This is a genomic window from Streptomyces sp. NPDC088097 (assembly GCF_044741845.1).
GTDB lineage: Bacteria > Actinomycetota > Actinomycetes > Streptomycetales > Streptomycetaceae > Streptomyces.
This window is the reverse complement of record NZ_JBIUTJ010000002.1, coordinates 161,131-186,128: the sequence shown is the minus strand read 5'-3', so window position 1 is coordinate 186,128 and position 24,998 is coordinate 161,131. Positions and strand designations below refer to the sequence as shown.

At 74.1% G+C, this 24,998-nt stretch carries 22 protein-coding genes and 1 pseudogene; 9 read left to right on the top strand and 14 right to left on the bottom strand.

What is annotated here, in order from left to right; all coding sequences use genetic code 11:
• Positions 1–326: 326 nt before the first annotated feature.
• From ACIOD1_RS06905 to ACIOD1_RS06890, 4 genes are all read right to left on the bottom strand, one after another.
• Positions 327–851: a hypothetical protein gene (locus tag ACIOD1_RS06905; RefSeq protein ID WP_401900717.1), complete on the bottom strand. Its 525-nt coding sequence runs from the start codon at positions 849–851 to the stop codon at positions 327–329.
• Positions 852–1,147: 296 nt separating this feature from the next.
• Complete coding sequence (locus ACIOD1_RS06900; RefSeq protein WP_401900715.1) at positions 1,148–2,431, bottom strand: VWA-like domain-containing protein; 1,284 nt, start codon at positions 2,429–2,431, stop codon at positions 1,148–1,150.
• A complete protein-coding gene (locus tag ACIOD1_RS06895) occupies positions 2,428–3,714 on the bottom strand; it encodes an AAA family ATPase (protein ID WP_401901380.1) in 1,287 nt (428 codons plus the stop codon). Before ACIOD1_RS06895 ends, ACIOD1_RS06900 begins: the two co-directional genes overlap by 4 nt.
• A gap of 88 nt (positions 3,715–3,802) precedes the next feature.
• A complete protein-coding gene (locus tag ACIOD1_RS06890; protein ID WP_401900713.1) occupies positions 3,803–5,188 on the bottom strand; it encodes a hypothetical protein in 1,386 nt (461 codons plus the stop codon).
• A gap of 202 nt (positions 5,189–5,390) precedes the next feature.
• Between ACIOD1_RS06890 and ACIOD1_RS06885 the strand changes: the two genes are divergently transcribed.
• Positions 5,391–6,860 (top strand): amidase, encoded by a 1,470-nt coding sequence (locus ACIOD1_RS06885; protein WP_401900711.1) that lies wholly within the window; start codon positions 5,391–5,393, stop codon positions 6,858–6,860.
• 61 nt (positions 6,861–6,921) lie between these two features.
• Here ACIOD1_RS06885 and ACIOD1_RS06880 read toward each other — a convergent pair whose 3' ends face one another.
• From ACIOD1_RS06880 to ACIOD1_RS06865, 4 genes are all read right to left on the bottom strand, one after another.
• On the bottom strand, positions 6,922–7,518 hold the full coding sequence (locus tag ACIOD1_RS06880; protein WP_365619579.1) for a hypothetical protein: 597 nt from the start codon (positions 7,516–7,518) through the stop codon (positions 6,922–6,924).
• Entirely contained in the window at positions 7,515–8,717 is a 1,203-nt protein-coding gene (locus ACIOD1_RS06875) for an MAB_1171c family putative transporter (RefSeq protein WP_401901378.1), read from the bottom strand. Before ACIOD1_RS06875 ends, ACIOD1_RS06880 begins: the two co-directional genes overlap by 4 nt.
• A 31-nt stretch (positions 8,718–8,748) precedes the next feature.
• Positions 8,749–9,459: a hypothetical protein gene (locus tag ACIOD1_RS06870; RefSeq protein ID WP_365619582.1), complete on the bottom strand. Its 711-nt coding sequence runs from the start codon at positions 9,457–9,459 to the stop codon at positions 8,749–8,751.
• Between the two features lie 172 nt (positions 9,460–9,631).
• Positions 9,632–10,150, bottom strand: a complete 519-nt coding sequence (locus ACIOD1_RS06865) for an XRE family transcriptional regulator (RefSeq protein WP_365619585.1) — start codon at positions 10,148–10,150, stop codon at positions 9,632–9,634.
• A gap of 359 nt (positions 10,151–10,509) precedes the next feature.
• Here ACIOD1_RS06865 and ACIOD1_RS06860 point away from each other — a divergent pair, with 359 nt between their 5' ends.
• Positions 10,510–10,974 carry a type II toxin-antitoxin system PemK/MazF family toxin gene (locus ACIOD1_RS06860; RefSeq protein WP_365619588.1) on the top strand — a complete coding sequence of 155 codons (465 nt, stop codon included), beginning with the start codon at positions 10,510–10,512 and terminating at the stop codon, positions 10,972–10,974.
• Between the two features lie 152 nt (positions 10,975–11,126).
• Here the strand turns inward: ACIOD1_RS06860 and ACIOD1_RS06855 are convergent, their stop codons facing one another.
• On the bottom strand, positions 11,127–11,939 hold the full coding sequence (locus ACIOD1_RS06855; RefSeq protein ID WP_365619591.1) for a TIGR02452 family protein: 813 nt from the start codon (positions 11,937–11,939) through the stop codon (positions 11,127–11,129).
• Between the two features lie 108 nt (positions 11,940–12,047).
• Between ACIOD1_RS06855 and egtA the strand changes: the two genes are divergently transcribed.
• Genes egtA through egtD form a run of 4 tightly spaced genes read left to right on the top strand, consistent with a single transcriptional unit; the run spans position 12,048 to position 16,439 of the window.
• Complete coding sequence (egtA, locus tag ACIOD1_RS06850) at positions 12,048–13,364, top strand: ergothioneine biosynthesis glutamate--cysteine ligase EgtA (protein WP_401900709.1); 1,317 nt, start codon at positions 12,048–12,050, stop codon at positions 13,362–13,364.
• Positions 13,361–14,692 (top strand): ergothioneine biosynthesis protein EgtB, encoded by a 1,332-nt coding sequence (gene egtB, locus ACIOD1_RS06845; RefSeq protein ID WP_401900707.1) that lies wholly within the window; start codon positions 13,361–13,363, stop codon positions 14,690–14,692. Before egtA ends, egtB begins: the two co-directional genes overlap by 4 nt.
• Positions 14,692–15,450 carry an ergothioneine biosynthesis protein EgtC gene (egtC, locus tag ACIOD1_RS06840; protein WP_401900705.1) on the top strand — a complete coding sequence of 253 codons (759 nt, stop codon included), beginning with the start codon at positions 14,692–14,694 and terminating at the stop codon, positions 15,448–15,450. Before egtB ends, egtC begins: the two co-directional genes overlap by 1 nt.
• The gene (gene egtD / locus ACIOD1_RS06835; protein WP_365619602.1) at positions 15,447–16,439 is read left to right on the top strand and encodes an L-histidine N(alpha)-methyltransferase; all 993 of its coding nucleotides are present in this window, start codon (positions 15,447–15,449) and stop codon (positions 16,437–16,439) included. The genes egtC and egtD overlap by 4 nt, the downstream gene beginning before the upstream one ends.
• Before the next feature lie 332 nt (positions 16,440–16,771).
• On the opposite strand, the pseudogene ACIOD1_RS06830 reads toward egtD, so the two are convergent.
• From ACIOD1_RS06830 to ACIOD1_RS06820, 3 genes and pseudogenes are all read right to left on the bottom strand, one after another.
• Positions 16,772–17,302, bottom strand: a pseudogene (locus ACIOD1_RS06830) (lysophospholipid acyltransferase family protein); the annotation flags it as partial.
• The gene (locus ACIOD1_RS06825) at positions 17,299–18,132 is read right to left on the bottom strand and encodes a GNAT family N-acetyltransferase (RefSeq protein ID WP_401900702.1); all 834 of its coding nucleotides are present in this window, start codon (positions 18,130–18,132) and stop codon (positions 17,299–17,301) included. The gene ACIOD1_RS06825 and the pseudogene ACIOD1_RS06830, both read right to left, overlap by 4 nt.
• Positions 18,133–18,380: 248 nt before the next feature.
• Positions 18,381–19,646 (bottom strand): extracellular solute-binding protein, encoded by a 1,266-nt coding sequence (locus tag ACIOD1_RS06820; protein ID WP_401900700.1) that lies wholly within the window; start codon positions 19,644–19,646, stop codon positions 18,381–18,383.
• A gap of 198 nt (positions 19,647–19,844) precedes the next feature.
• Between ACIOD1_RS06820 and ACIOD1_RS06815 the strand changes: the two genes are divergently transcribed.
• The gene (locus ACIOD1_RS06815) at positions 19,845–20,060 is read left to right on the top strand and encodes a dodecin (protein ID WP_365619607.1); all 216 of its coding nucleotides are present in this window, start codon (positions 19,845–19,847) and stop codon (positions 20,058–20,060) included.
• Positions 20,061–20,107: 47 nt separating this feature from the next.
• Here ACIOD1_RS06815 and ACIOD1_RS06810 read toward each other — a convergent pair whose 3' ends face one another.
• Complete coding sequence (locus tag ACIOD1_RS06810) at positions 20,108–20,602, bottom strand: hypothetical protein (RefSeq protein WP_401900698.1); 495 nt, start codon at positions 20,600–20,602, stop codon at positions 20,108–20,110.
• A 182-nt stretch (positions 20,603–20,784) separates the two neighbouring features.
• Between ACIOD1_RS06810 and ACIOD1_RS06805 the strand changes: the two genes are divergently transcribed.
• Both ACIOD1_RS06805 and ACIOD1_RS06800 read left to right on the top strand, forming a co-directional pair.
• Positions 20,785–21,777 carry an MsnO8 family LLM class oxidoreductase gene (locus ACIOD1_RS06805; protein WP_401900696.1) on the top strand — a complete coding sequence of 331 codons (993 nt, stop codon included), beginning with the start codon at positions 20,785–20,787 and terminating at the stop codon, positions 21,775–21,777.
• 68 nt (positions 21,778–21,845) lie between these two features.
• Positions 21,846–24,347 (top strand): ABC transporter, encoded by a 2,502-nt coding sequence (locus ACIOD1_RS06800; RefSeq protein WP_401900694.1) that lies wholly within the window; start codon positions 21,846–21,848, stop codon positions 24,345–24,347.
• Here ACIOD1_RS06800 and ACIOD1_RS06795 read toward each other — a convergent pair.
• Positions 24,307–24,957, bottom strand: coding sequence for a hypothetical protein (locus tag ACIOD1_RS06795; protein WP_401900692.1), 651 nt, complete (start codon positions 24,955–24,957; stop codon positions 24,307–24,309). The genes ACIOD1_RS06800 and ACIOD1_RS06795 overlap by 41 nt on opposite strands.
• Positions 24,958–24,998 lie beyond the last annotated feature (41 nt).

Here is a 24,998-nt window from a genome sequence, read left to right as displayed (position 1 = left end):
GTCGACGCATCCGTCGGGTCACATAGTGATGCAGCTGTGTAGCTTTCGTGGGGATGTTGCGAAAACCGACGGAAAAACGCAGGTAACCAACTGGACTCGAACAGAGTCGAATCGAGGCCGTGCGCCTTTCCGACACTTTGCGATCAGAGGCTCCGGTCGGCTTCGAGTGCCGGTCCGGAGCCGAGCGGGGCGCCGGCGGACCGAGACGGTCCGCCGGCGCGTTGCTCTGGTGGTACACACCCTTGCGATGCTTGTTCGATGGCTCTTTCAAGCCACCACCCCGAGCGGGAACCGGAAGGGCGACCGGAGCGACGAGCGAGGCTCCGTCAGGCGCAGAGGACGCGCGTCTCGGGCGTGTAGGCGGGGCCCGCACTGATGCTCGAACTGTCGCTGAACTCGGCGTAGTAGTACGAGTAGAAGCCTATGTTCCCGTTACAACCGGAATCGGCGGCCACCTGGAGGGTCAGCGTCACCGTGCGGCTCTGGCCGGGCGGGATGGTCGCGCCGTAGTTGCCACCGAGGTCGGACGGCCCGACGCCGGAGCAGGAGGCGGCGCCGGTGGGCGTCGCCAGGCTGCAGCCGGTGAAGCTGTACTTCAGGTCGGCGCGCTGGGTGGTGAGCCAGGTCGGCGCGATCGACTGGTAGACGAACCAGATGTCGTAGGTCTTGTTGTTGGTGAGCGTCATCGAGAGGTTCACCGTGCCGCCGGGGGTGACGGTGGCGGCGCTGGTGCTGAACGTCAGGGCGGCCGGAGCCGGGTCGGCGCTCGCGGCGGGGGCGAGGCCGAACAGGGCCAGGACGAAGGCGAGGACGGCGGCGAGGCCGAGGCGGCTCTTCAGAGGTGATCGCATGGCCCGGGAGGCTAGGACGGCGGCTCGCGGGCCGTCTGCCCCCCGCAGGCGCACGCGGGCGCGGATCGGCCGGAAGTGTGCGCCCTGTGAAGGCGCTCTGGCGAACCTGTGAGCATCGATCACACAACGTATACGAGCAGCCCACGGACGGTTCCGCGCGCGACGGGCGCACCCCGCCGGCGCCACGACCCCACGGGGGCGGGAATGGCGCGTACATACCGTGGGCAAGGTGCGGAATGCCGGACACCGCTTGATAACGGGACGCAACGGCCCACTCCCCCCTTCACGGGCACGCCCTACCCGATCTCCACCACGCGGGCCCAGGTCGGTGGCGAGTTCGGGACGTACTCACCCTCCTCGTCCTCCTCGTACGTGGTCCGGGGCGCGCCGGCGCGGGCGAACAGGCCGACCACGGTCCGGCACGGGGGTCGGGTGGACGGCCAGGGGGTCTGGCCGTCGGTCAGGACCACGATGACGTCCGGGCCGGGCCGGGCGCGCAGTGCCCGGGCGAACCCCTCGCGCAGGTCCGTGCCCCCGCCCCCGATCAACGGGATGCCCTCGGCGAGGCACAGCGGGTGCAGGGCACCGGCCGAGGCGTCGCAGGACATCACGGTGACCAGGTCGCGCCGTCCGCCCACGGCCCGGGAGATCGCGGCGACCTCCAGGAGCGCGCTGCCCAGTTCGGCGTCGCTGACCGAGCCGGAGGTGTCGACGACCACACAGACCCGGGGCGGAGTGCGGCGCAGGCTCGGCAGGACCACGCCGGGGACCCCGGCCGAACGCCGCGCGGGACGCCCGTACGTGTAGTCCGTGCCCTCGCCGGAACCGCTCGCGGCCGCGCGCAGCGCCGCCCCGAGCAACTCCCGCCACCGCTGCGGCGGGTGGAAGGCCTCCTCCGCCCAGCGCCGCCACCCCTTGGGGGCGTCCCCCGGACGGCCCGCGATGCCCTGGGCGACCCGGAAGCGGACCGCGTCCCGCTCCTGCGCGTCGAGTCCGTGCGCGCCGTCCGGCCCCAGGTCCCATTCCCGTTCCAGGCCGTCGGCCCCACTGCCGCAGTCCAGCCAGGCGAGGTCGTCGGTGAGGGGGCCCAGCCGGAACTGTCGGAGGTAGTCCTCCATCAACTCCCCCTCGGGCAGCCCGAGGTACTGGGGCGTGACGGCGTCGGCGGGTGGGGTGAGGCCCTCTCCGTAGGCGTCGTCGTTGATCTCGCAGTCGGCGGCGATGTTCATCCGCAGCCGCTCCGCGCGGCCGTGCAGTCCGCGTTCCCGCGCGACCCGGTCGCCGCGCCCGTGGTGGTCGCGCAGGAGGTGGGACACCTCGTGCACCCACACTCCGGCCAGTTCCTCCACGGGGGTCCGGTCCACGAAGCCCGGGGAGACGTAGCAGCGCCAGTGCCGGTCGACGGCCATCGTGGGGACCCGGCGCGACGGGACGACGTGCAGCGCGAACAGGGCGGTCGCCAGGTAGGGACGGACGCGTACGGCGTGCAGCCGGGCGGCGTAGAGCTTGTCGAGGTCGACGGCGGGCTCGACGGCGTGGCCGACCGCGTGGTCGACCGCGTGGCCGACGGAGGGGGTCACCGGCGGGCCTTCGCCGCGGCTTCGGCCTCGGCCCGGGCGTTCGCCCGGACGGCGGCGGCGTCGGCCTTCCGGGACAGGGAGACCGCCCCGGCGAGCCGTTCGATGGCGGCGGGGACGTCCCAGTCCTCGCGGCGCAGGGAGGCGAGGGTGGTGGCGGGGACGACGACCAGGTCGGGGGCCCCGGTGTCCAGGGCCCGGACCAGGAGCTCCCAGGCCGCGTCCCAACGGGACTTCTCGGGACGCGCGCGGACGGCCGCCACCACCCCGTCGAGCACGGCCTGGCGCAGGTCCCCCCGCGCGGGCAGCTCGGCTCCGGCGGGGTCGGCCAGGAGGGTTTCGGGGTCCGGGAGGTCCATCCGGTCCAGGGTCGCCAGGAGTTCCAGGCCGGGGCCGTCCCCGACGGTGCCCCTGACCAGCTCCGACAGCACCGCGCGGGAGGATCCGGCGGCGGTCGCGAAGGCTACCAGGGACAGGGCCATGTCCCAGCTGCGGGGCGAGGGCCAGGGGCCGCCGCGGCGGGTTTCGCCGCTGGGCAGCCGGTGGACGAGCGCGGGGCGGGCGGAAAGCAGTCCGCACACGGCGCGGCGGGCGAAGGCGACGGCCTCGGGGAGCTTGTCGCGGTCGAGGTGGGGCAGGGTCGCCTCGGGCCAGGTGCCGCCGAGGCCCCGTACGACGACCTCGTGGTCGTGGGTCCACTGGAGGTGCACGAACCGGTTCGCCAGGGGCGGGCTCAGTTCCCAGCCGTCGGCCGCCGAGGACCGCGGGTTGGCGGCGGCGACGATGCGGACGTCGGGCGGCAGCCGCAGCGCGCCGACGCGGCGTTCGAGCACGAGACGGAGCAGGGCGGCCTGGACGGCGGGCGGGGCGGTGGACAGCTCGTCGAGGAACAGCAGGCCCCGACCGGCCCGTACGAGGCGCACGGCCCAGTCCGGCGGCGCCATCGGGACGCCCTTCTCGGCGGGGTCGTCTCCGATGATGGGCAGTCCGGAGAAGTCGGAGGGCTCGTGGACGCTGGCGATGACGGTGGTCAGCGGAAGGTCCAGGGAGGCGGCGAGCTGGGTGAGGGCCGCCGTCTTGCCGATGCCGGGCTCGCCCCAGAGCAGGACGGGGAGGTCGGCGGCCACGGCCAGGGCGAGGGCCTCCAGTTGGGGGTCGGGACGCGGTTCGGTCGTGGTGTCGCGCAGCAGCGCGAGGAGGTCGCCCGCGACGTCGAGCCGGCTGTCCGGGGACGGTGTAGAGGGAGCGGAGAGGGCGGAAGGGGCGAACGGGGTCTGCATGGGCATGGTGGTCACCTGTGGGTTCGTGGTGCGCGGGAAGGACGGTGCGACGGGGCCCGGAACGCGCGGGACCCGCTCCGGGGGCGGGGCGCCGTCAGGCGCGGCGGGGGGACGTACGGCGCGGGCGCGGGCTCGCGCCGTACGGGAGGAACACCCCGTTGCCGGGGGCCGGTCCTGTGAGGCCCGCCCTGAACAGGCCGTGGACGACCCGCTGTCGGGCGGCCGCCTCCAGCTCGTCCCGCAGGGCGCCGTCGCGCAGGACCGCCTCGGTGCCGAGGAGGCCCTCGACGACGGCCAGCGCGCCGGCGACGTCCCCGTGCCGGAGGCGTTCGCGTACGCCGGTGATGCAGTCGGGACGGCGGTGTGCCGTGTCGATCGCCTGGAGGCAGGGCAGCGGGGTGCCCGTGAGCGCGACGAGGAGCTCCTCGCGCCGGAGTTCGGCGGGGTCGTGGTCCAGCGCGGCGAGGACCCCGTCGACCAGGGCGATCCGGTGCTCGGCCCCGCGGCAGGACACCCGGTGCGGCGCCCCCGCGGGGTCCGGCGGCCCCGGGGAGGGCGCCGTCGGGGGGTGGTCCGGTACGAGCGCCCGGGCGACCAGCGGGTGCAGTTGCCCCGGGTCGATCGCGCCGGTGCGCAGGAGCGCCAGGTCGGGCGGCTCCCACGTCGCCGCGTCGGGCAGGACCGGCAGGGCGGGGTCCGCCGCGCTCACGGCGGCGCTCCCCACGATCCGCCACGCGGGCGGACCGTCCCCGCCGGCGGCACCGGCCGCGGCCCGTCGCGGGGCGACGTCGAGGAGGAGCAGGTCGCGGGCGCCGAGGCGTACGACGACGCGGCCGGCGGTCCGCCCCTCGGCCCGGAGCAGGATCCCCGCTTCGTCCGCCCACCGGTCGACGGCGGCGTGGCGCTCCCCCTCCCCCTCCCGCGCCCGTCCCGCGGAGCGGATCCGCAGCTCACCGGCCCGGCGGGCGTCCCACAGGTGGCGGTGCAGGTCGAGGCGGAAGCGCCGGTCGGGATGGGGGTGCGGGTGGCGGCGGGCTCCGGGGTCGTCCCGGGCGCCGTCCCACAGCCCGAGGTCGATCCGCTGCCCGGCGTCGGCCCAGGCCGGGGCCGTACGGACCACGAGGTGGGCCGGGTGCTCCGCGCCGGCCCGCCCGGCGCCCTCGTAGCGGGCCAGGGCGACCGTGAGCCCGGGGCGCAGGAGCCCGTGCGGAGCGGTCCTCGGCATGTGCCAGCGCAGCAGGTCGGGAGCGAGCGCGCGGAGGTCGTCGCGGACACGGGTGGCGAGTTCGCGTCCGTGGGTGTGCGCCAGGAGGCGCGGGTTGAGGTCGACGTCGAATCCCGCGGCGGCGCACGCCCCGGCCCAGTCCCCGGCGCGGCGACGGGCGGTCGCGGTCTCGATCATGGATGGCGGCACGGCGAACTCTCGTACGCGCGGCCAGAAGGAAGCGGGTGGATCCTCGTACGCGGTCTCGGTGGGCATCAGCACTCACCTTGCGCGGACGGGACCCCCGATCTGTGCGGGGTGTAGGTCGTCATCGTCGGGAAACATACCGGGCCGCGCCCGGCGGCGCCGGCGAATATGCGGCGATCCCACGAGGTCCGTGCGGGCACGGCCCGGGGCCTTGGCGGCGGGTGGGACGGGCGCCTACCGTCGTGCTACCGATCGGTAGGGGGGTGGTCCGATGTCGGGCACGGTGGATGCGGCGCGAGCGGCGTCGGCGGGGACGAACGGCGCGTGGGGCCCCGGTGGGCCGCGGGCACCCGAGGGGCTGGCCGAGATGGTCGCGGCCCTTCGAGAAGGCAGCTTGACGGCACGGCAGTTGACGGAGCGTTCACTGGCGCGGATCGCCGCGACCCAGGGTGGTCTCAACGCCTTCCGGATCGTCCGGGCCGAGGCCGCGCTCGCCGAGGCCCAGGCGGCGGACCGACGGCTGGAGCGCGGCGAACGACTGCCGCTGCTGGGGGTGCCCCTCGCGGTCAAGGACGACATGGACGTGGCGGGGGAACCCACGGCCTTCGGCCGCGCCGGGGACTTCCCGCCCCAGACCGTCGACGGCGAGGCGGTACGACGCCTGCGCGCGGCCGGGGCGGTGATCGTGGGCAAGACCCAGACGCCGGAGCTGGGCCAGTGGCCCTTCACCGAGGGGCCCGGCTTCGGCGAGACCCGCAACCCCTGGGATCCGCGCTACACACCGGGCGGTTCCTCCGGCGGTTCGGCCGCCGCCGTGGCCGCCGGGCTGGTGCCCGCCGCGCTCGGCTCCGACGGGGCCGGTTCCGTACGGATCCCCGCGGCCTGGACCCACCTGGTGGGCATCAAGCCCCAGCGCGGTCGCATCTCCACCTGGCCGGCGCCCGAGTCCTTCCACGGACTCACCGTCAACGGGGTGTTGGCCCGCACGGTCGCGGACGCGGCCCTGCTGTTGGACGCGGCGAGCGGGCCGGACCCCGGCGATCTGCACCGCCCGGAGCGCATCGCGGCGGCCGAGGCGGTCGGGCGCCCGCCGGGCCGGTTGCGGATCGCCCTGTCGTACGGGATGCCCTTCACGGCATCGCCCAAGTCGCTGGACCCCTCGGTCCGTTCGGCGGTGGACCGATTGGCGGGGCAGCTGGAGGCGCTGGGCCACGAGGTGGTCCCGGAGGACCCGCGCTACGGCCCCATCGGGCTGACCTTCGTACCCCGCGCGACCGCCGGCGTAAGGGAGTTGGCGGACCGGAGCCCGGATCACGCCCTGCTGGACCCGCGCACCCGCGGGGCGATGCGCACCGGCCGACTGTTGGGCGGGCGGGCCCTGCGGATCTCGCGCCGGGCCGAGGGAGCGCTGGCCCGCCGGGTCGGTGAGCTGTTCGGCCGCTTCGACGTCCTGCTCACCCCGACCACGGCCACTCCCCCACTGCGGATCGGAGCCCTTTCCGGGCTGGGGGCCCTCGCCACGGACCGGGCGATGATCGCGGCCTGCCCGTACGCCTGGACGTGGAACGTGCTCGGCTGGCCGGGCGTCAACGTGCCCGCGGGTTTCACTCCAGGTGGCCTGCCCGTCGGGGCTCAACTGCTCGGCCCGGCCCACGCGGAGCCGCGGCTGCTGTCCCTGGCCGCCCAGTTGGAGGCGGCGGAGGGGTGGGCGACGCACTGGCCACCTCCGCCCACCGCCTGACGCCCACCGCCCACTGCCTGACGCCCGCCGCGCGGTCCCGCGCGGCGGGCTGCGGAGACCCCTACCGGAGCCAGACGAAGACCGGGCCGGCGACCAGCATCCCGAGGCCGACTCCCGTGACGGCCTGCGCGAGGGTGTGGTCCTTCAGGCGTACGCGGGACCAGCCGACGGCGGCCACCAGGACCAGCGCGGCGAGCGGCCAGGGCCCGTAGGCGAGGGCCGACATGAGGACCGCGCCGCCCGAGACGGCGGTGTGGACGCTGATCTTCCACACGGTGGTGACGGCGAGGATCGCGGCGAGGGTGGAGAGCATCGCCAGGACGAGGGCGTTCATCTCCGACGGCGCTTCGAAGACCGCCATGGCCGTGACGCAGAGGATCACCGAGGCGATGACGCCGGGGAGGACGATCAGGCGGTCCTGCCGGCGGCGGACGTGCCGGTCCCCCCAGTAGCCCCGGCGCTGGCCCCACTTGATCCACAGCATCGGGACGACCCCGCAGAAGAAGGCCGCGAAGAGACCCCAGCCGACACCCGTGGCGCCGTCGGCGTGCCATCCGATCAGCAGGGTGACGGCGATGATCCAGGTGCGGGGTTCGAGGACGTCGGTGACGCGCTGGGCGGGCCGGGGCCGCGTGGGGGTCTCACGGAGCAGGGTCATACCGGAAGCTCCGTGTTGCGGGTGGCGGCGAAGCGGGCCGTGCGCGGGTCGGCGTAGGCCGTGGCCAGGGCCACGACCTTGCGGACCTCCGCGTCGAAGTCCACGTCCGCTTCGGCTCCGGCTCCGGCTCCGGCTCCGGCTCCGGCTCCGGTGTCGTTCCGGTGGGGCTCACCGTCCGGGGGCGGGCCGTGGTGGTCGGCGCCCCTCAGGCAGTCCTGTCGGGCGACACGGAGCCAGAACGCCTCGGCGAAGGCCTCCCGCACGCCGTCTTCCTCGCCCGCCGCCCGCGCCGTGGCGTCCGCCTCGGCGCGGGCGGCGGCCACGAGTTCGGCGGGCGCGTACGCGCGCAGCACCAGGACGGCGTCCCAGATCTCGATGAGGCGCCGGTGCAGCCGCAGGCGCGGGCCCCGACCGGTGGGTTCGGTCAGGACCACGCCCGGGACGGCCTCGATCAGCGCCGCCCACAGGGGCTCGACCCGGCGCAGGGCCCGCCGGTGGGTCAGGGAGCGCCACTGGACGCCGAGGGCGGGAACGGTGTTGCCCAGCAGGATCAGGGCGATGCCCGTGAACTCCAGCAGGTCGGCGACGAGCTGCGTGGTCGCGTCACCGGCGGGGAACTCGCCCCCGGCCAGGCGGGTCAGCATGTGGGCGGTGCGCCAGGTCGTGTACAGGGCTCCGAAGGCGGTGCCCGCACCGAGGAGGGCGAGGCCCGCGCGCAGCGGGGCGCCGGCGGCGCGGCGCGCGTAGGACCAGAACAGCCGGCTCGACACGGACATGGCGGCCGTGAGGTACCCGAGGAAGACGAGGCAGTAGAGGGTGCCGTACAGGTTCCCGAGGTTGGCCTCGAAGAAGTTGTCGACCTCGGACGGGCGCGGGGTCAGGAAGAAGAAGGTGGTGAGGAGGACGGTTCCGCCGGCGGCGGCGAACAGCAGGCGCCGCTTCCAGGCGTCGACCCCGTCGGGCCGCGCCATCGTGATGACGAACAGCAGGACGGCCGAGGACCCGCCGATGCCGAGGCCGTGTTTGCAGAGCGTGGCGAGGTTGTTCACCCCGATCGGCTCGAAGAGGAGGCGTTGCGCCGGGGGGCTGCCGATCGAGCAGGCCAGGGCGATGCTGGCGAAGGCTGCCCACAGGGGCCGCTGCCGGGGGATGCGGACGGCTGCGGGCAGCCGCCATATCGCCACGACCCAGAGGGTGATGACTATTGCGGTTTTGATGAGACGGTCTTTCTCACTCGGTGGGGTGGCCGAAGGCGTCGCTGAGGCGTTCCACCACGTCGGCGCCCTTGGCCGTCCGTGACCGCGCCTCGGTACGGCTGGCCTTCTCGTGGATGAGGGTGGCGAGGTTCTCCGCGTCCGCCTCCTGGGGGCCCGAGTACTTGGTGCGGCCGAGCAGGGCGAACATGGTGTCGGGGGAGATGCCCGTCTCCTCGTCGAGCCGGGTCGTCGCCGAGACGGCGGCCCGGATCCGGGCCGCCTCGGCCCGCATGAACGCGGCGACCGGCACCTCGGGTTCGGACGCGTCCCCGGTGTCGCGCCCGCACGGCGCGGGTCCGCCGAACTGCTCGGCGGGGGTCGTGAGGGCGCGCAGCGAGGTCGAGGCGGCGGCGAGGTCGTCGTCCCGGGGCGTTCCGGCGAGGTCGTAGTGCGGCCCGACGTGTCCGAGGAGCATGTGCGAGACCTCGTGCAGGATGATCTGGCGGCGCAGGATCGTGCTGGCGGCCGGCTGGTAGAAGACGAGGTCGGCCTCGTCCAGGCTCACCCAGATCCCGCAGGGCACGTCCGGGTTGACTCCGTCCAACTCCTGGAGGACCAGCGGCCTCCCGCGGTCGGCGGCGACGGCTTCGCAGAACTGTCTCAGGTCGAACGGGATCGGGATGTGCAGTCGGGCGACGACTTCGGCCAGCGGATCGCCGGCCCGGCGCTTTGACCTCCACCACATCGGCGTCACTCGACCGGCCTGGTGCGGCCGGCCCCCCTCGGGATCGCTGTGCCGCGCGGCGGATTCTCCACCGCGCCGCCGACCAGACTAGTGCCTGCCGACCCCCGCCGCCCCGTCGTTTCGGCTGGTGAAATGTGTGAAGACCGTCGTCACCGTCCCCTCACAACCCCGATCACGGGCGGCGTCGGCCCCGGCGCGCGGCCTTCTCCTCCACGGCCGGCAGGCCCTCGGAGTCCCGGGCGCCTTCCACCACGCCCTGGATCCCGCGCAGCGCCTTGGCCGACAGGCCCTTGAGGCGGAAGGCGATGGCCCGTACGTTCCCGTCCTGGAGGACGTCGGCCAGGTCGTCACTGGCCCTGGCCAGCTCGGCGCCTTCCTTGAGCTCGCGCATCCGGCGGTCGGTGGTCTCCGCCACGGAGTCGTCGAAGAAGTAACTCACCGGCACGCCGTAGAACTTCGCGAGCGCGCGGAGTGAGTCCACCGAGGGGTTGGTCACCTTCTCGGTGTGGATGTTGTTGACGGTGGCGTGCGTCACGGTCGGATCGCCCGGCCCGGCCGTCTCCTTGATGCGGGCTTCGATCTCCCGGTAGTTGAAGGGCCCGCGGCCCGGCGGGTGCAACTCCTTCATCAGGTGGTCGAGTCGCCGCGCGATCGTGTGCGGGCCCTGAGCGTCCTCACCCATGGCCGCCATCACTACTCCTCGCCCCTCGCGGGGGCCGTTGTCTGTCGGAACCGGTCCAGTATCTCCTTCACTTGACGGGATCGTCCAATCAACCTGTGAATCTGTCTCGTCTATTTGACAGGATGGGGCGTCGTCCACGTATGTTTCACCCGCCCCGATCGCTGGTCGTCGCCGGACGAGCACACGGGTGGGGCCGGTGGACCCGCCGAGGAGCAGTGGTGGCGCGAGCGCATGGACGGGGGTCAGGCGCTCGTGGCACCGGAGGGGGACCGAGGGGTGCGGAGACGATCCGACACCCCTCGGTTTTTCGCCGGACCGGGCTGCGCGCTGCCCCCGGCGGGCCGCCGCAGAGCAGTAACCTCGGCCGAATGACGGCACTTTCACATCACGGCAACAGTCACGTCGAGCAGCCCGGCCGGGACGGTGTCACCGCCACCGCCGAGGCCGACCCGCGTTCCGTCGGGCCCGTGCGGACCGAGTACGCGCCCGACAAGGACGGCGATCCGGATCCCGGGGAGATCGTCTGGACCTGGGTCCCCTTCGAGGAGAACGACGGCCGCGGCAAGGACCGGCCGGTGTTGGTGGTCGCGCGGGAGGCCGGCGGGAGCACGCTGCTCGCCGTCCAGCTCTCCAGCAAGCGGCACGACGAGGACCGCGAGTGGGTGCCGATCGGCTCGGGCCCCTGGGACGGAGCCGGGCGGGAGTCCTGGGTGGCCGTGGACCGCGTTCTACGGGTCCACGAGTCGGGGATGCGGCGCGAGGCGTGCGCCCTGGACCGGGGCCGGTTCCAGCTGGTCGTGGACCGTCTGCGCGAGCGCTACGGCTGGCGCTAGCGCCCCCTGAGGGCCCTGCCGGCCCTACCGGCCCCCGACTCGGGCCCCGACCGGCCCCTGACGGCCCGCGCGCGGCCTGCTGCGCGGCCAGGAGCACCGCGGCGCCGCCCGCACGGCCTGCCCTTGCCGCCCGCCGCCCACCGCGGGGCGGATCAGGCCGGGAAGGCCCGGGCGAAGGCCTCGCGGGGGCCGGGGGCCCGGTCGAGGATGCCGAACGCCACCCGCTCGAACGCGCCCGCGAAGCGGCCGGTCAGCAGCGCCCGGAAGGCCTCCGCCACCTGCGCCGGGTCGTTCCGGAAGACCCCGCACCCCCAGGCGCCCAGGACCAGCCCTGGGTAGCCGTGCAGCGCGGCCACCTCCAGGACCCGCTCGGCCCGGCGGGCCAGGGCGGCCGGGATCTCGTGGACGCGCTCCGGTTCCTGGCGGCGGATGGTGCCCGCGTTCGGGGCCGGGGAGGTGAGGAAGCCCGCCCGGAACGGGGTGTCGAGCAGTTCGCCCCGGTCGTCGCGGAACACCGGCACCCCGGGCGAGTGGATCACCCGGTCGGTGTAGAAGGTGCTCTTCCCCGCGCGGTGCGTCTCGTAGTACTCGGGAGCCTCCAGCAGGGTCTCGTACAGCGCCGAGGCCCGGCAGAGGGCCTCCTCCTGCGCCTTGGCCCCGCGGACGTAGCCGCCCCCGGGATTGCGGGCCGAGGCGAAGTTCAGCACCGCCACCGGGCCGTGGGCCGCGAGGCGACGCGCCGCGACCGTGCTGCTCTCCCCCGTGACCTCGTAGACCGTCGGTCGCGCTCCCCCGACGGCTCTTTCGTCTGGAATGACCTGGTTCGGTCCATATATTCTGGTTCCGGCCCTGGCTTCCGCCAGGGCGTCGGCGAGGAAGATCCGCCGTCCCGACCGCGTCCGGTACTCCCCGGCCGCCAGGATCAGCGCGTTCGTCCGCGCCACTTCACGCAATCTGCTGCTCACGCCGCAATCCTGCGGCGGAGCCGGTGGCCACGGCAAAGGATTTTGCCCTCCGAGGACGGGTAGGCACGGGTGAAGAAACGGCCGACAACAGGAGACGAGGAGCCGGACATGCCCTCCGATTCACCCGCTCGACCCACCCCCGAGCGCGAGCACGCCCCCTTCAGCGAGGCGGCCGCCGAGGATCTGCTCCACGGCATATGTTTCAAGACCGGCCCGCCCGCACTGATCGGCGCCGAGCTGGAATGGCTGGTGCTCGACGCCGAGCGTCCCTGGCTGCCGCTGCCGCCCGAACGGCTCAGCGCCGCCCACGAGAGCGCCCGCTCCCTGCCGCTGAACTCCCGGATCACCGTCGAGCCGGGCGGCCAGCTGGAATTCAGCTCCGCCCCGGCCGCCTCCCTCCGTGCCTGCGTGGGCGGCCTCCAGGCCGACCTCGCCGCCGTGCGCGGGGTGCTCGACGCCCAAGGGCTGGTCCTGCGCGGCCTCGGCCGCGATCCGCGCCATCCCCCGCGCAGGCTGCTGGCCAGCCCCCGCTACGACGCGATGGAGACGTACTTCGACCGCACCGGCCCGGCCGGCCGCGCCATGATGCGCGCTTCCGCCTCCGTGCAGGTTTGCGTGGACGCCGGCACCGAGGAGCCGGGCCCGTTCGGGTACGGTCGCCGCTGGCGGATGTCCCACCTCCTCGGGGCCGTGTTCGTGGCCGCCTTCGCCAATTCCCCCGCGCGCGAGGGACCGTACGCGGGCTGGAAGTGTGCGCGCCAGGGCATTTGGAGCGACATCGACGCCCGGCGCGCGCTCGCCCCGTCGCTGGAGCTCGAACCCCGGCGTGCCTGGACGCGGGCCGCGCTCGACGCCGAGGTGATGTGCGTACGGTCCGACGCCGAGGAGGTGTGGGCGGTGCCGCGCGGTCTGACCTTCCGCGACTGGCTGCGCCGGGGCGCGGGGCCGGTGGGGCGCGGGGCCGGCCTCGGGGACCTGGAGTACCACCTCACGACCCTCTTCCCGCCGGTCCGACCGCGCGGGCACCTGGAGATGCGGATGATCGACGCGCAGCCGGGCGACGACGGGTGGCTGGTGCCCACCGCGGTGGTGCACGCGCTGTTCGACGACGCGGAGGCCGCCGAGACCGCCTACCGCGTGGCGAAGGGGCTGTCCGACCGTTACGGCGACGCGCCCGCGCCCCGCAACGCGCTGTGGCGCACGGCCGCCGAGTCGGGCCTCGCCGATCCCGAGTTGCGCGCGGCGGCCGGGGCCTGCTTCCGGGCGGCCCGCGAGGCCCTGCCCCGGCTCGGGGCGGGCAGTCGGGTGCGGGACGTCGTCGGCGAGTTCGAGGAGCGCTTCGTACGCCGTGGGCGCTGTCCGGCCGACGACGCCGCGGAACACGACCTGAGGCGGCAGCCCGCCGGGAAGGGGCAGCGCCCGTGACCACCGAGACCCACCACGAGAGCGCCCCGACGGCCCCGCCGGACCTGCGCGAGCGGGCCGTCGCCGCGCTGAGCGCCGCACGGGCCCGTACGGCCGGGCTGACGGATCCCGTGAGCGACGCGGACCTGACCGCGCAGCACTCTCCCCTGATGTCGCCGCTGGTCTGGGACCTGGCGCACATCGGCAGCATGGAGGAGCTGTGGCTGCTGCGGGAGGTGGCCGGCCGCGAGTCCATGCACCCCGAGATCGATCCCCTGTACGACGCGTTCGAGCATCCGCGCTCCGAACGGCCGAAGTTGCCCCTGCTGGGCCCGGAGGCGGCCCGTCGGTACGCGGCCGAGGTCCGCGGACGCGTCTTCGATCTGCTGGAGCGGACTCCGCTGGAGGGCACGGCCCTCCTGGACGGGGGTTACGTCTTCGGGATGATCGCCCAGCACGAACAGCAGCACGACGAGACGATGTTGATCACCCATCAGCTGAGGCAGGGCGCGGCGGTCCTGACCGCCCCGGACCCGGAGCCCTCGCGGGGGCCCGCGCCCGAGGGCCCCGAAGTGCTCGTGCCCGGCGGCCCGTTCACCATGGGTACGTCCGCCGAACCCTGGTCGCTGGACAACGAACGGCCCGCGCACGTACGGGACCTGCCGCCCTTCTGGATCGACACCGTGCCGGTGACCAACTCCGCCTACCAGGCCTTCATGGCGGACGGCGGCTACCGCGAGCCCCGCTGGTGGGCCCCCGAGGGCTGGGAGCAGATCCGCACGCACGACATCGGGTCCCCGCTGTTCTGGCGACAGGAGGGCGGCCAGTGGCTGCGCCGTCGCTTCGGGGTGACCGAGCCGGTCCCGGCCGACGAGCCGGTGCTGCACGTCAGCTGGTACGAGGCCGACGCCTACGCCCGCTGGGCGGGGCGCCGGCTGCCGACCGAGGCCGAGTGGGAGAAGGCCGCCCGGCACGACCCGGCGACCGGCCGCTCCCGCCGCTACCCCTGGGGCGACGCCGACCCGACCCCGGCCCACGCCAACCTGGGCCAGCGGCACCTGCGTCCGGCCGGCGCGGGCGCCTACCCGGCCGGCGCCTCCCCGCTCGGAGTCCGCCAGTTGATCGGCGACGTGTGGGAGTGGACCTCCTCGGACTTCCTCCCCTACCCGGGCTTCCGCCCCTTCCCGTACCGGGAGTACTCGGAGGTGTTCTTCGGGCCGGAGCACAAGGTGCTGCGGGGCGGCTCCTTCGCGGTGGACCAGGTGGCGTGCCGGGGCACCTTCCGCAACTGGGACCTGCCCGTGCGGCGGCAGATCTTCTCCGGCTTCCGCACCGCGAGGGACCTCTGATGTGCCGTCACCTCGCCTACCTGGGGCCGGTCATATCCCTGGGGAGGATACTGAGCGAGCCCGAGCACTCCCTGGTGCGGCAGTCGTGGGAACCCCGCCGACAACGCCACGGCACCGTCAACGCGGACGGCTTCGGGGTGGGTTGGTACGCGGACGGGGACCCGGTCCCGGCCCGCTACCGGCGTGGCCGGCCCGTCTGGGGCGACGAGGGCTTCGCGGACCTGGCGCGCGTGGTGCGCAGCGGGGCCTTCCTGGCCGCCGTGCGCGACGCCACCTTCGCCGGGTCGGACGGCGAGGCCGCCGCCGCCCCCTTCGCCTCGGGTCCCTGGCTGTTCAGTCACAACGGGGCCCTGCGGGACTGGCCGGACGCGGTGGCCCCGGTGGCCGGCACGCTGACGCCCGGCGAGCTGCTGCAACTGGCCGCGCGCACCGACTCGGCCCTGGTGTGGGCGCTGGTGCTGCACCGCCTGCGGGCCGGTGACGATCTGGGCAGGGCGCTGGCCGAGGCGGTGCACGAACTGGCCGCCGCCTCTCCGGGGTCCCGGTTGAACCTGCTGCTGACCGACGGCCGGGCCATCGCCGCGACCGCGTGGGGCGACTCCCTCTGGTACCGGGCCGACCCGCCCGCCGGCCGGGTGATCGTGGCCTCCGAACCGCACGACGACGATTCCCGGTGGTACGAGGTGCCCGACCGGACCCTCCTGACCGCCACCCGCGCGGGTGTGGTCCTGACCCCCCTCAAGGAGACTTCCACGTGAGCGACTTCCGTTTGACCCGGACCCTGGACGAGCACGCCGCCGAGACGGCACTGCGCGACGACGTCTCCAGGGGGCTGACCCGCTCGCCGAAGGAGCTGCCGCCCAAGTGGTTCTACGACGCTCGGGGCAGTGAACTCTTCGAGGAGATCACCCGGTTGCCGGAGTACTACCCGACCCGCGCCGAGCGGGAGATCCTCCTGGAGCGGGCCCGGGAGATCGCCTCGGCCAGCGGGGCCAGGACCCTGGTCGAGCTGGGGTCCGGCTCCTCGGAGAAGACCCGGCACCTGATCGAGGCGATGCCCGCGCTGGAGACGTACGTCCCGGTGGACGTCAGCGAGAGCGCGCTGACGGGGGCGGCGCGGGTGCTGATGGAGGAGCATCCGGGGCTCCGGGTGCACGCCCTGGTGGCCGACTTCACCCGGCCCCTGCGGCTGCCCGAGTCGGAGGGTCCCCGGCTGGTGGTGTTCCTGGGCGGTACGGTCGGCAACCTGCTGCCGCCGGAGCGGGCCGCCTTCCTGGCCTCCGTACGGGCGATGCTGTCGCCCGGGGACGCCCTTCTCATGGGCACGGACCTGGTGAAGGAGGAGGACGTGCTGGTGGCGGCGTACGACGACGCCCAAGGGGTGACGGCCGAGTTCAACAAGAACGTCCTGACCGTGATCGACCGGGAGTTGGGTGCGGACTTCCACACCGCCGACTTCGCCCACGTGGCGGTGTGGAACCGGGAACACGAGTGGATCGAGATGCGGCTGCGGGCCCGCAAGCCCGCGGTGGTGAAGATCCGGGCGCTGGACCTGGTGGTGGCCTTCGAGGAGGGTGAGGACATCCTGACGGAGATCTCCGCGAAGTTCCGTCAGGAGGGCGTGCGGCGGGAACTGGCCGCCGCCGGACTTGAGTTGACCCAATGGTGGACGGACTCGGCGGGCCGTTTCGCGCTGTCCCTGTCGGTGGCCGACGGAGTGCCGGAGGTGGGCCCGGCACAGGTCTGACCGGCGCTCCGCTGTCGGGGCACGCGCCCCGGCAGCGGTCGCCCGTCGGCCTCGCCCAAGACGGCCCGTCGGGCGGCGTCCGCCAACTCCCGCCGGTCGGCGTGCCGGCCCGGTGGGATCCGCGGCAGCAGCCACACCTCGGCGTGCACCCCGCGGGCCCGTGCGATCCGCCACAGGGACGCGGTCAGCGGGTCGTCCCCGACGAAGGCGGGCGCCCCGGACAGACCGCCGTCCGACGCCGACGCGGGGTCCGCGTACGTCAGCCGGTAGTCGATCCGTACGGGCTGTACGGGCACCCGTGCGTCCAGCGCCGACTGGAACGCGGCCCGCCGGAAGGGCCCTTGGGCTCGCCCGCACCAGGTGGAGCCCTCGGGGAAGACGGTGACCCGGTCGCCGGCCAGCAGGGCCCCGGTGATGCGCTCGACCGTGTCGGGCAGGGCCTTGATCCGGTCGCGTTCGATGAAGAGGGTGCCGGCTCGGGCCGCGAGTCGGCCGATCACCGGCCAGGCGCCGATCTCGCTCTTGGCGAGCATCCGGCAGGGCAGGACGGCGGTGACGAGGGGGATGTCCAGCCACGAGATGTGGTTGGCGACGATCAGCCGGCCCCCGTCCGCGCCCGCCGACCCGTGCACGGTGATCCGGATGCCCAGGGATCCCACGAGTGCGGCGGACCAGGTCCGGATCAGGGCGTGCCGGGGTCGTGGGGGGAGCAGCCGTACGGGGGCCGCGACCAGGACGGACAGCAGGACCAGGGCCAGGGCGCCGGCGAGGCGGAGCACCGCGCGCGGGACGCCCGCCGCCCGGCCGGTGTGTCCGGCGCAGGACTGCGGGGTGCAGGGCGAGGTCGGCAGCCAGGTGCTCATGCGCCCGGGGCGAGCGAGAGGAAGTGCTTCAGGTAGCGGGGGTTGGTCCGCCGCAGGTCGAGCAGGACGTACAGGTCCGCGCAGCCGAACCCGGCGTCGAGGGCGGGCTCCCCGCAGACCCAGGCGCCCAGGCGCAGGTAGCCGCGCAACAGCGGGGGCAATTCGGTGCGGCCGGCGACGGCGATGCCCTCGGGGTTCCACGGGAGGTGCGGGGTGACCCGGTACTCCTGCGGGGCGAGGTTGCGGGCGAGGACGCTCTCTCGGGTGGCGGCGGCCAGGGCTCCGCCGTCGGACAGCGGGATCGAGCAGCAGCCGGCGAGCCAGTTGTGGCCGGAGCGCTCCATGTAGCGGGCGAGGCCGGCCCAGATCAGGGCGATGACGGCGCCGTTGCGGTGGTCGGGATGCACGCAGGAGCGGCCGACCTCGACGAGGTCGGGGCGGATCGGGTCGAGGGCGGACAGGTCGAACTCGCCCTCGGAGTAGAGGCGTCCGGCGATGGCGGCGCGCTCGGGGGGCAGCAGCCGGTAGGTGCCGACGACCTCCCCGCGCTCCTCGTCGAGGACCAGGAGGTGGTCGCAGTAGGCGTCGAAGGCGTCCACGTCGAGGCCGGGCTCGGGGCCGTCGAGGCGGGCGCCGAGTTCTCCGGCGAAGACCTGGTGGCGCAGTCGCTGGGCGGCGCGGACCTCGGCCTCGTCACGGGCGAGGCGGACGGTGTACTGCGGGGTCCCGGGGGTGGCGGGGGCCGTCGGTGCGAGGGGGGCGAGAGACGCGGGTGCGAGCTGCGGGGCGGGCGGTGCGAGGGGGGACGGGGACAGGGGGGCGATGGTCATGGCTGCTCCTGATCCGGGCACGGGTGGCCGGCCCGCAGGGGCGGACCTGGCTCCTTTACTTCTTCCGTGACCGGCTGGATTCGACATGACCGCTCAGCGGCCCTTGGATGTGCGGAGGCTTAACTCGCCGGACAGCCCGCTCGGAGGGCAGGCGGAGTCGGCTCCGCGGGCCCTCCCCCGGGCCCGTACGGCCGACTGTCCGGCGGTGCCGCACGGCGACTCCCCGGCAGGGCCGTCCGGCGCGGTGTTCAGTTGGCGGGCTGCTTGAGGAGCTTGGTGATCGCGGCCGCGGCGGTCTTGGAGGCCGTCCGGGGGTCCTGACCCGTGAGCACGGCCGTCATGTACGGCTTGATCGGGTTCTTGGCCTCCACCTCGGCCCAGCGCGCCGAATTGGGAGTGGCCCGCCCCTGGGCGGCGCCCGGCGCCATGGCCGCGGCCCCCTCGTTGCCCTCGACCACGTGGGCCAGCGAGGTCTTGTTCGGCACGTAGCTCATCGTGCGGGCCAGTTCGGTCTGCCACTTCTCGCTGACCAGGGCGCTGATGACGTCGACGGCCTGGCCACGGTGCCGCGTCTTGTCCGGGATGATCAGGTCGGATCCGCCGGTGAAGACGGCGCCCGCCTTCTCTGAGGTCTTGCCGGGGATCGGGAAGAAGCCGAGCTTGCCCTTCAGGGCCGGGTTGGCGGCCTCGATCTGGGCGGCCTGGCCGGGCGGGGCGATGATCTGGGCGACCTGGCCGCGGGCGAAGACGTCCGACTGCGGCGGTGTCTCCTCGTCGGCGTCCTTGGGGCCGTGTCCGAGGACCTGGAGCTGCTTGTAGAACTCCATCCCGGCGACGGACTTCTCGTCGTCGAGGGCTCCGGACCATTCGCCGCTGTTCTCGACGGCCAGCTCGCCCCCCTCGTCCCAGATGAACCCCGCGAGGACGTACCAGTTCTGACCGGCGAGGTAGATCCCCTGCTGTTCGCCCTTGTCGAGCTTCTGGGTGTTCGCCAGCCACTCCTGCCGGTTCTTGGGCGGGGTCTTGATCCCGGCGTTCGCGAACAGCTCCTTGTTGTAGATCACCACCCGGTTGGCGGCGTACCAGGGGACTCCGTACTGGGCCCCCTCGACCGTCCCCGGCTCGGAGAGGCCCTTGAGCCAGTCGGAACTCCCCCATTCGCGCAGGCCTTCGAGGGTGAGCTCGGAGACGCCGCCGGTCTCCACGTACTGGGCGACCTGGGTGTTGCCGACCTCGATGACGTCGGCGCCCTCCTTGCTCTTGCCGGCGAGGACGTCGTTGACCTTGTCGCCGATGCCCTTCCACTCCTGGATGCGCACCTGGAGGTCGATGCCGGGGTGTTCCTTCTCGAAGTCGGCGCTGAATTTCCCGATGAAGTCGTCGGAGGCGCTGCCCTTCATCAACCAGAGGGTCACCCGAGTGGGAGCCGCGTCCGCCCCTCCGGACTGACCGCAGCCGGTCAGGGCGGCCGAGGCTGCGAGAGCTGTGCACACGGCGAGGAAGCGCATCTTCACGGGGGGTCACCTTCTGGGGGATGGTTCCTGGAGATGGCTTGAAATTGGCATAGACCAATGGTCCGGTCAACCCCCTTTCGCCCGGGACTGTTCGCACAAAGTTCGCGGACCCGCCCTTACTGGGGCACCGTGGAACAAGGCAACAGCAAGGCAACGGCAAGTACGTCACGCCAACGGCGACGACCGGCGGGAGACCCCATGTCCAACCACACCTATCGGGTGACCGAAATCGTCGGCACCTCGGACGAGGGCATCGATCAGGCCATCCGGAACGGTCTGGCCCGCGCGGGCCAGACCGTGCGCAACCTGGACTGGTTCGAGGTCACCCAGATGCGCGGGCACATCGAGGAAGGGCGGATCGCGCACTACCAGGTCGGCCTGAAGGTGGGGTTCCGCCTCGACGGCGAGGAATGAGCGCGGCGCGGAAGCGACGGGGCGGGGCCGCGGCGGGGCTTCGGCCCTCAGGTGCGGCCCTCACCCTCCTGCGCGGACTTGAGTTCGGGCGCGTCCGCGGCCCAGTCGGCGAGGACCACGCGGAAGCCCGCCGCCCTGGCGGCCTGGCGGACGAGTTCGTCGTCGTCCACGAGCATCCGCACCTCGCGACCCCGCGCGATCCGCTTCAACACCTCCAGCTTGGTCAGCCTGGCGGGACGCCGATCCTGGTCGCCGCGCATCCACACCCGGCCCTCGGGCAGCCCGTACCGGGTCAGCCACGCGACGGTGTCGGCGCGGCAGCGCTCCGGACGCCCGGTCAGGTAGACCACCTCGCAGTCGGCGGCGCTCTCCACGGCCAGCGCCACTCCCCGTGCGAGCGGCGGGTCGGCCGGGGCGGCGCCGAAGAAGCCCGCCCAGTCCCGGGGGCGGCCCTCCAGGAAGCGCTGCCGGTGGGCGGTGTCGGCCAGGGTGTTGTCGATGTCGAACACGGCCAGCGGTCGGCGGGGTGCGGTCTCGGTCATACCGGCCAGCGTAGGCCGTGCGGGCCGGAGCCCTCCGGGCGGACCGGGCGACCGTCGAGGCGCCGGGCGCGGAGCCGAGACGCGGAGCCCGAGACGCGGAGCCCGGGTCGCGGAGCCGAGACGGAGCCCTACGTGGACCGGGTGCGCGGGAATCCTTGGCGCCGCCACGCGTTGAGACCTGTGTGATCCAGCGCATCTCGATACTCGACCGGTCCCGCACCCGCGAGGGCCACACCGCCGCGGAGGCCCTCCGGGACACCGTGGAACTCGCCCGGCGGGCCGAGGACCTCGGCTACCACCGCTTCTGGGTCTCGGAGCACCACAGCGTGCCCGGCGTCGCGGGCTCCGCGCCCACGGTGCTGGCCGCCGCGGTGGCCGCCGCCACCCGGCGGATCCGGGTCGGCACCGGCGGGGTGATGCTGCCGAACCACCAGCCGATGGTCGTCGCGGAACAGTTCGGGGTCCTGGAGGCGCTGTTCCCGGGCCGCGTCGACATGGGCCTCGGTCGCTCGGTCGGCTTCACGGACGGCATCCGGCGGGCCCTGGGCCGTGACACCGGGGACGCCGACCGCTTCGAGGAACAGCTGGCCGAGCTGCTCGGCTGGATCGACGGCAACCAGCGCGCCCACCCGGGGGTGCACGCCCACCCGGCGGAGGGGCTGCGGATCCCGCCGTTCGTGCTGGCCACCGGGCAGGGGGCGGGAATCGCCGCCCGCGCGGGGCTGCCGATGGTGGTCGGGGACCTGCGCGGACGCGCACGGGTCGCCGAGGCCGTCGCGCGCTACCGCGAGGAGTTCCGGCCGTCCGCCTGGGGCGCGGAGCCGTACGTGGTCGTCTCCGGGTCGGTGGCCGTCGCCGCCACCGAGGAGGCCGCGCGGCGGATCCTGGTCCCGGAGGCCTGGGCGCTGACCGTGTCCCGCACCCGGGGAAGCTTCCCGCCCCTGAGGCCGGCCGAGGAGGTCCTCGCACTGGAGATGACCCCCAAGGAGCGCGAACTGTTCGAGGGCGCCCTCCAGGGGCACCTGGCGGGCACGGAGGAGCAGGTCGCGCGGGACCTCGCCGAGGTCGCCGCCGCGACGGGCGCGGACGAGCTGTTGGTCGCCACCTCCACGTACGACCGCACCGCCCTGGCGGACACCTTCACCCGGCTGGCCCGCGTCGCCGGCCTCGCCTAGGCCCTGTCGTCAAAGTCTCGCCGGGCCCGGCCCGCCCCGGGCGGGGTCGGGGCCCTAAACTGGGGCGAATGCACCCGCCGAGCCTTCCCTCCACCCCCGACCGCGACGCCGTCGTCCGAGATGCCCCCGTCCGCGACGCCCTCGACCCCTTCGTACGGGTGCGCGGCGCGCGGGAGCACAACCTGCGCGGGGTCGACGTGGACATCCCGCGCGACACGCTCACCGTGTTCACCGGGGTCTCCGGCTCCGGGAAGAGCTCCCTGGCCTTCGGGACCCTCTACGCGGAGGCCCAGCGGCGCTACTTCGAGTCCGTGGCGCCGTACGCACGGCGGCTGATCCACCAGGTGGGGGCGCCGAAGGTGGACTCGGTGACCGGGCTGCCGCCGGCGGTCTCCCTGGAACAGCGGCGCTCCTCGCCGGGCTCGCGCTCCTCGGTCGGCACGGTCACTCTGCTCTCCAACTCCCTGCGCATGCTGTTCTCCCGCGCCGGTGTCTACCCGCCGGGCGCCGCCCGGCTGGACTCCGACTCCTTCTCCCCCAACACGGCCGCCGGAGCCTGCCCTTCCTGTCACGGCCTGGGCCGGGTGCACGGCACCAGCGCGGAACTCCTCGTGCCCGACGACGGTTTGTCGATCCGTCAGGGAGCCATCGCCGCCTGGCCCGGCGCCTGGCAGGGCAAGAACCTGCGGGACGTCCTGGAGGCCCTGGGGTACGACGTCGACCGGCCCTGGCGCGAGCTCGCGGAGAAGGACCGCGAGTGGATCCTGTTCACCGAGGAGCAGCCGGTGGTCACCGTGCACCCGGTGCGGGACGCGGATCGGATCCAACGCCCCTACCAGGGCACGTACATGAGCGCCCACCGCTACGTCATGCGCACCTTCTCCGACACCAAGAGCGCCACCCTGCGGGCTCGCGCGGAGAGGTTCCTCACCGACGCGCCGTGCCCCCTGTGCGCGGGGCGGCGGCTGCGGCCGGAGGCCCTGGCGGTGACCTTCGCGGGCCGTACGATCGCCGAGCTGGCCGGGCTGGCGCTGACGGATCTGGACGACCTCCTGGACGGCGCCCTGAGCGGCGCGCGGGCCGACGCGCCGGCGGGCGGGGAGGCGGCCCGGGTCCTGACCGAGGACCTGCGCTCACGGATCGCCCCGGTCGTGGAGCTGGGGCTCGGCTACCTGAGCCTGGACCGGACCGCGCCGACGCTCTCCTCGGGCGAGCTGCAAAGGCTGCGGCTGGCCACGCAGTTGAGGTCGGGCCTGTTCGGGGTGGTGTACGTCCTGGACGAGCCGTCGGCGGGGCTGCACCCGGCCGACACCGAGGCCCTGCTGGACGTACTGGACCGGCTCAAGGCGTCCGGCAACACGGTCTTCGTCGTGGAGCACCACCTGGACGTGGTGCGGCGCGCGGACTGGCTGGTGGACGTGGGGCCGCTGGCCGGGGAGCGCGGCGGGCGGGTGCTGCACAGCGGACCACCGGCCGAACTGCGCGACGTGGCCGACTCGGTGACGGCGCGACACCTGTTCGCCGAGCCGACTCCGGTCCCCGCGCCGGGGCGCACCGCCACCGGTTCGGTCACCTTGAGCGGTGTGCGCCGGCACAACCTCCGGGACGTGAGCGTCACGTTCCCGCTCGGGGTGTTCACAGCCGTGACGGGGGTGTCCGGTTCGGGGAAGTCCACCTTGGTCGGGCAGGTCCTCGCGCGGGAGGTCGCCGAGCGGCTGGCCGAGCCCGACTTCCCGGTGCGGCGGCTGGTGGAGGTGGACCAGAAGCCGATCGGCCGTACGCCGCGCTCCAACCTGGCGACGTACACGGGCTTGTTCGACGTGGTGCGCAGGCTGTTCACCGCCTCGCCGGAGGCGAAGGCGCGCGGCTGGAAGGCGGGGCGGTTCTCCTTCAACGTGCGGGGCGGTCGCTGCGAGACCTGCCAGGGCGAGGGCTTCGTCTCCGTCGAGCTGCTCTTCCTTCCCAGCACCTACGCCCCGTGCCCCACCTGCGCGGGCGCCCGCTACAACGCCGAGACCCTGGAGGTCCGTTACGCCGGGCTGAACATCGCGGAGGTCCTGGGACTGACGGTGGAGGCGGCCTCGGAGTTCTTCGCCGAGGTCCCGGCGGCGGCGCGCAGCCTGCGGGCGTTGCAGGACATCGGCCTGGGCTACCTGCGACTGGGCCAGCCGGCCACCGAGCTGTCGGGCGGCGAGGCGCAGCGCATCAAGTTGGCGACGGAACTCCAGCGACTGCGTCGCGACCACACCCTGTACGTGCTCGACGAACCGACGACGGGGCTACATCCGGCCGATGTGCGGGTGCTGCTGCGGCAGTTGCACGGGCTTGTGGACGCGGGCCATTCGGTCGTGGTCGTGGAACACGACATGGAGGTGGTGGCGGGCGCGGACTGGGTCGTCGACCTGGGGCCGGGCGGCGGCGCGCGCGGTGGGCGCGTCACCGTCGCGGGCCCGCCGGCGGAGGTGGCCGCCTGCGCCGAGAGCCGTACGGCCCCGTACCTGGCGCGCGCCCTGGGACGGGCGGCCGGTGCTACGCGTCCCCCGGCAGCAGGTGCTGGGACGACTCCTTGAAGGTCCAGATTCCCTGGGTGCGGGTGAAGGTCCAGACGAGGTCGTAGCGGTCGGGCCAGGCCGCCGGGAGCCCCAGGACACGGTCGGCGCCGAGGGCGCGGACCAGGCGCGGGATGCCGGGGTGCTCCCAGCAGACGAGTACGGGGGTCCGGGCGGCCAGGACGGCGGCGGCCAGGGCCGGTTCCGCGCCGAGGGCGAATTCACCGCGTACGGGGATCCGCAGGGCGGCGGCCAGGGGCGTCAGGGTCTGCCGGGAACGGGCGGGGGCCTTGGCCCCTCCCCCGGTCGCGAAGAGCGCGGCGGGCCGGGGCAGGCGGGCGCCGGCGGTCGGGGCGAAGAGACGGCTCAGCTCCTCGGCCCGGCGGCGGCCCCGCCCGGCGAGCTCGCCGGGGTGCTCGTTGCCGTCGTCGTCCTCGCCGGTGTCCCCGGCGTAGGGCTTCTCCGCGTGCCGGACCACCATGACCAGGGCGTCCTTGGCGGAGGCCGGTGGCCCGGGGGCGGCAGCGGGGTCGCGGGCCTCGGCACAGCCGGCGAGGACCAGCGGGGTGGCGAGGGCGGCGGCCAGTACGGTGCGGCGGCGCGGTCCGGACCCTGCGGGGGCTTCTGGCATGGGGTCCACTGAACCCCACCCGCCCGTGGCGCCCGCCGCAC

Bases quoted from the DNA above. Each gene is read 5' to 3' on its own strand.
- ACIOD1_RS06905 (WP_401900717.1), bottom strand. From the start codon at position 851: ATGCGATCACCTCTGAAGAGCCGCCTCGGCCTCGCCGCCGTCCTCGCC.
- ACIOD1_RS06895 (WP_401901380.1), bottom strand. From the start codon at position 3,714: ATGCCCATGCAGACCCCGTTCGCCCCTTCCGCCCTCTCCGCTCCCTCT.
- ACIOD1_RS06890 (WP_401900713.1), bottom strand. From the start codon at position 5,188: ATGCCCACCGAGACCGCGTACGAGGATCCACCCGCTTCCTTCTGGCCG.
- ACIOD1_RS06885 (WP_401900711.1), top strand. From the start codon at position 5,391: ATGTCGGGCACGGTGGATGCGGCGCGAGCGGCGTCGGCGGGGACGAAC.
- ACIOD1_RS06880 (WP_365619579.1), bottom strand. From the start codon at position 7,518: ATGACCCTGCTCCGTGAGACCCCCACGCGGCCCCGGCCCGCCCAGCGC.
- ACIOD1_RS06870 (WP_365619582.1), bottom strand. From the start codon at position 9,459: ATGTGGTGGAGGTCAAAGCGCCGGGCCGGCGATCCGCTGGCCGAAGTC.
- ACIOD1_RS06865 (WP_365619585.1), bottom strand. From the start codon at position 10,150: ATGGCGGCCATGGGTGAGGACGCTCAGGGCCCGCACACGATCGCGCGG.
- ACIOD1_RS06860 (WP_365619588.1), top strand. From the start codon at position 10,510: ATGACGGCACTTTCACATCACGGCAACAGTCACGTCGAGCAGCCCGGC.
- egtA (WP_401900709.1), top strand. From the start codon at position 12,048: ATGCCCTCCGATTCACCCGCTCGACCCACCCCCGAGCGCGAGCACGCC.
- egtC (WP_401900705.1), top strand. From the start codon at position 14,692: ATGTGCCGTCACCTCGCCTACCTGGGGCCGGTCATATCCCTGGGGAGG.
- ACIOD1_RS06825 (WP_401900702.1), bottom strand. From the start codon at position 18,132: ATGACCATCGCCCCCCTGTCCCCGTCCCCCCTCGCACCGCCCGCCCCG.
- ACIOD1_RS06815 (WP_365619607.1), top strand. From the start codon at position 19,845: ATGTCCAACCACACCTATCGGGTGACCGAAATCGTCGGCACCTCGGAC.
- ACIOD1_RS06810 (WP_401900698.1), bottom strand. From the start codon at position 20,602: ATGACCGAGACCGCACCCCGCCGACCGCTGGCCGTGTTCGACATCGAC.
- ACIOD1_RS06800 (WP_401900694.1), top strand. From the start codon at position 21,846: ATGCACCCGCCGAGCCTTCCCTCCACCCCCGACCGCGACGCCGTCGTC.
- ACIOD1_RS06795 (WP_401900692.1), bottom strand. From the start codon at position 24,957: ATGCCAGAAGCCCCCGCAGGGTCCGGACCGCGCCGCCGCACCGTACTG.